Origin of the sequence: Massilia frigida (assembly GCF_011682175.1) — a bacterium.
Lineage (GTDB): Bacteria > Pseudomonadota > Gammaproteobacteria > Burkholderiales > Burkholderiaceae_D > Telluria_A > Telluria_A frigida.
The window spans coordinates 1-4199 of record NZ_WHJG01000088.1 but is presented as its reverse complement, the minus strand read 5'-3'; the positions used below and the strand labels follow the sequence as shown (position 1 = coordinate 4199).

At 59.9% G+C, this 4199-nt stretch carries 4 protein-coding genes; 2 read left to right on the top strand and 2 right to left on the bottom strand.

The features are described from left to right. Window positions 1-195 precede the first annotated feature (195 nt). Together F2P44_RS35240 and F2P44_RS35235 are read left to right on the top strand one after the other, a co-directional pair. Window positions 196-984, top strand: a complete 789-nt coding sequence (locus F2P44_RS35240; RefSeq protein ID WP_223165149.1) for a hypothetical protein — start codon at window positions 196-198, stop codon at window positions 982-984. Further along, the gene (locus tag F2P44_RS35235) at window positions 963-1343 is read left to right on the top strand and encodes a phosphodiester glycosidase family protein (protein ID WP_229423903.1); all 381 of its coding nucleotides are present in this window, start codon (window positions 963-965) and stop codon (window positions 1341-1343) included. The genes F2P44_RS35240 and F2P44_RS35235 overlap by 22 nt, the downstream gene beginning before the upstream one ends. Window positions 1344-1421: 78 nt before the next feature. On the opposite strand, the gene F2P44_RS33830 is transcribed toward F2P44_RS35235, so the two are convergent. After that, window positions 1422-3020: a GDYXXLXY domain-containing protein gene (locus tag F2P44_RS33830; RefSeq protein ID WP_167094409.1), complete on the bottom strand. Its 1599-nt coding sequence runs from the start codon at window positions 3018-3020 to the stop codon at window positions 1422-1424. Further along, window positions 3017-3994 carry a DUF2157 domain-containing protein gene (locus tag F2P44_RS33825; RefSeq protein ID WP_167094407.1) on the bottom strand — a complete coding sequence of 326 codons (978 nt, stop codon included), beginning with the start codon at window positions 3992-3994 and terminating at the stop codon, window positions 3017-3019. Before F2P44_RS33825 ends, F2P44_RS33830 begins: the two co-directional genes overlap by 4 nt. Window positions 3995-4199: the final 205 nt, after the last annotated feature.

Here is a 4199-nt window from a genome sequence, read left to right as displayed (position 1 = left end):
CGATGATAGTGCTGCAACCAGTGTGAAAGTAGGTTATCGTCAGGCTAGTTATAAGAGAAAGACCCCGGTAAGCCTAAGCGCGCTCAAGATCGCGCTTAGTGCAAACCGGGGTTTTTTTTCGTCCGCATTTTTAGAACCCACATTTCCCCCTTCAAAGTTCGTCAAGTTACCGGCCAATCACAGCCCCAATCCTGGATGCATATTCCATCCAGACTTCACCATCACTTCATCCGCGCTTCACACTGCCGGGATATTTTCCTTGCACCGGCAATTCTGCTGATTGGGGAAATAGTGAATATAAAACAGGGAACACAGGCTGCGCGAGAACTGCCTGCATCACGAAAAAAAACGGGACGAATGGTCCTGAAACGTCGTCTCATGGCCGGCCTTGCGCTGTTGCTGCTCGCCGTGGCGGGTGCTTGCTGGTGGGTGTGGGAGCGCAACGGGGCTTATGGCTTCAATGTACTGTGGCGCCGCGGCGGAAGCTACTGGGTCAATGTCGAGACTGACGATCCACGCCTGTCGCCAGCAATGCGCCTCGCTCTCACTGTACCGGTTCCGCCGGCAACCTCCGGGCCGATGACCTGGCAGGAACGCGAGAAAGGATTTGAAGTCGCCGAACTGCCGGTCATGGCGGGCGGCCGTGAGGTCGACCGCATCCTGCTGGCGCGTATCGATCCGGCGCAATATCGCTTTGTAGTGCGCAATGCACCGGACGGCGAGAAGGGCATTGATGAATGGGAGCGCGCACTGCCGCAGGCGCTATTGATCGTCAACGGCAGTTTTTTTGGCTTGAAAGGCTTGCCCGACACGCCCTTCATCAGTGAGGGAACGGTGATGGGTCCACGCCGTTACAAGGCTCGCTCCGGCGCTTTTGTCGCCGACAATAACGGCGCCGGCGTCAGGGATCTGCGTGACGTGACGGGAACTGGCAGCAGGCGCTCGATGGGGCGAGCAATGCGATGGTCTCCTATCCCCTCCTGATCGGTGACGATGGGCAGACACATGTGAGCGTCGACAGCCGGTGGCTGGCCAACCGCAGTTTCGTTGCTCAAGACAGGCAGGGACGCATCGTCGTTGGTACTACCAAGGATGCATTTTTCTCGCTGGCACGCTTGGCGCTATTTTTGAAGGAGTCGCCACTCGATCTGAAGGTCGCGCTTAACCTGGATGGCGGCCCACTGGCTTGCCAGAGCGTGCGTTTGCCTGGTTATGATCGAAAACTTTACGCCTTGTGGGAATCGCAGGTCGACGGGGACCAGGTCAAGCTGCTCCGATGGCCATTTAGTAACGCGACGTGGGCGATGGCGGTTGTCTTGACTGTCGAACGGAAGACCGACTAATACGCCGGTACGCGCCAGCCGCTCCACTTCAGAGCGCGATTTCCAGGCTGGCGTTTATTGATCCGAGCGGGCCGCCTCTCAGAGAGGTAGCAGATTGGCTCCGCGCATGCCGACGAGTAGCGCCTTTCCATTGCCATCGACGCGGAATTCGCCGTACTTCGCCGCCTCCCAGCGTTTTCCCTCTCCTTCCTGGAAGTACCACGCATCGGTCACCAGCGTATGGCCACCGTGGCGCGGCGTGAGTTCGATCATGATCTCGCCGGGCGCAAGCGGCTTGCCGTCGTGGAGCCGGGTCAGCTCCACAATTCCCTTTTCGTTCACCGTGCCGGCGACTTTCAATCTCGCGCTTCCCGTCGGATTTTCACTCCATTGCGACACTTCCTGCGGCAAATTGAAATTCAAGCGCATGTAGTCGCCTTGCATGAGCGAGCGCGGATCGACGGGCACCAGTTCCACCAGGACCGGACGGCCGTTGGCGATCAGGGATTCCTTTTGCCAGATTCCGATATTAGCGACGGCCAATACCGCGACCGCCGTCAGCGCAATGCCGATCCGGCCGGTGCGCGTCCCCTTCGGCGCTGTGCTTGCGCTGTCGCCAATGACCACCGGTGCGCCCTCGCGAATGGCAAGCCAGGCGATCAGGGCGAACAGCGCGCCTGCGCCGATCAGGATAAGCGCCTTTGTGGCAAGCGGATACGCCAGCTGGTAATACAGCGCACCCACAATCCACGCCGCCGCAGCGCCCGCCGCTGCCGCGATGCCCCAGCGTCCACTGCTTGCGCACAAAACGAGAATCATCAGTACCGCGCCGAGCGACGGCATCAGCAACGCCAGTCCCGTGAATACCGCAGCCGTCAATGCGTACCACGGCTTGCGTAACGCTGGCCAGCGCTTGACCAGCCAGACCGCCGCGCCAAGCGTCAACGCCGCCGATGCAAACTGCGCAAAGGACGCCAGCGGCTGCGTCAGCGAATCAAGCGCGCCGGCAGAACCGCTATGGATGGCGGCACCGACCATGAAGGTCATTCCGGTCCACAGAGCAAGGCCTGCGACGATAGTAAGCACCCACCCTGTCGCCAGCCTGTCGACCACCACGCTACGCAGATGTTGTCGCTGGACGAAGTCGGTCACCAGCCAGATTCCCATCGCAGCATGTACCACGATCCAGAATCCACTGCGATCGCGAGAAGCGGCGAGGGTGACGATAGCCGCCATGATGAACGCACAGGAAATCGCGCCCAGCAGGACCCGGAGCCAGTTGCGTGGAATAAGGACAGCCAGGGCGATTGCCAATAGCGCGACGCCGGCCGAGCCATTGCCAACTGACATGTCGATGTAAAAAGCCGCACTCATGGTCGCCGCGCCGGCGAGCAATGCCGGAATTGCCAGCTGTTCGATAAACAAGGGAAGGGACGCACGGCGCAAAATGGCCACGGCGATGCCGCACATGATGAGCGAGAGCGGATACAGTGCGCGGGTGTCGCGGGCCAGATAATCGCCGCATAACAGAAAAATGATTCCCATCAGTGGGATGGCCGCTAACCACGCTCCGAACGCCGTCAACAATACGACGGGCCAGGGGCGGTGCGCTTCGTGCTGGATGAAGTCGCCAGCGGAAGAGGGAAGTATGCCCGCCACGATCGCGGCGGCGATCATCTCGTTGATTGGCCGTTTCATTGCGCACCCTCCTGCGGCAGGCCACGCTTGGACAGCTTGAGAATGACGCTGACTGTCGCGGCAAGCAAGCCGGCGGCCATCAGGCCGAGTAACAGCAATTCCGGAATGGACCAGTTGCCGTGATCGGAGAGCAGGAAGTGGGCCAATAATCCGATCAGCAGGACATTCAGGGCCAGCCCGATACCGCATAGCGAGAATAGATCGAACAAGCGGCGCGACGAAAACGCGGCGGCGGTCACGGCGAGCATGAACAAGGCCAGCCAATATTGCGCGTTGATTTCGCTGCTCGCCAGGCCGGCAATACCGATCAGCGTGACACTGATTACCGCCAGCGCAATGCTTACGCGCATGGACAGGAGGCCGGCGCCGCTCCATCGCGCGCACAGGGGACTCAGCAGCGCTGCGAGGGCAAGTGCACCAAGGCATGCTGCAGCTTGATAGGGCAGATCGTCTGGCCGGAAGCGCCAACTATGGCCCGTGTTCGCATGCAGCCAGAGCGAAATCGCACTCATGGCGATCAGTGCCCACGGTGTCCACAGCGCGTCATGGCGTACGGAGAGGCACAGAGGCAGTCCCAGCAACGCCCACAGCGCGAACAATTGCCAGGGGTCTGCGCCCGTCTGGTAAGTCTGTCCAAAATAGGCGAATACGGCGCCGATGGCGAGCAAGGCCAGCAGGCCGAGCGGCACGCGCGCACGTGGCCGCGCATATGCGCCGATGCACATGACCGCAACTACACCCTGCAGCAGAATGAAGCGGCCCGTGCGGCCAAGCGAATTCCAGTTGGCCGCGATCCAGAAAATGATACCCAGGCCGATCAGCGCCGCCGCGATGAGTGCCAGCCCGGAGCGGCACAGTGACGCCAGGTTCGCTGGCTCGTCATCGAGGCCGGACAGATTGCGAAGCTGACGGTGCCGCTCATCGTTCAGTGAGTTTGCTGCGGACACTTCTAGCAGCGCGAAGCCAATATCCATGATTTTCTTTCAATTTTTTGGAATTGGGTCAGAGTTTACCCGGCTTTGTATCAAAAAGGCTTGCCAGGCGATCAGAGCCTTTGCTATAGTTCGCCTCCCCGCTGATTCAGTAGCGAAATCAAGTAGTTGCAGAGCAGATCAGGGGCGTTTCGAAAGAAACGAAGTAACAAAAAGGGGTTGACGAGAAACGCGAAACGCTGCATAA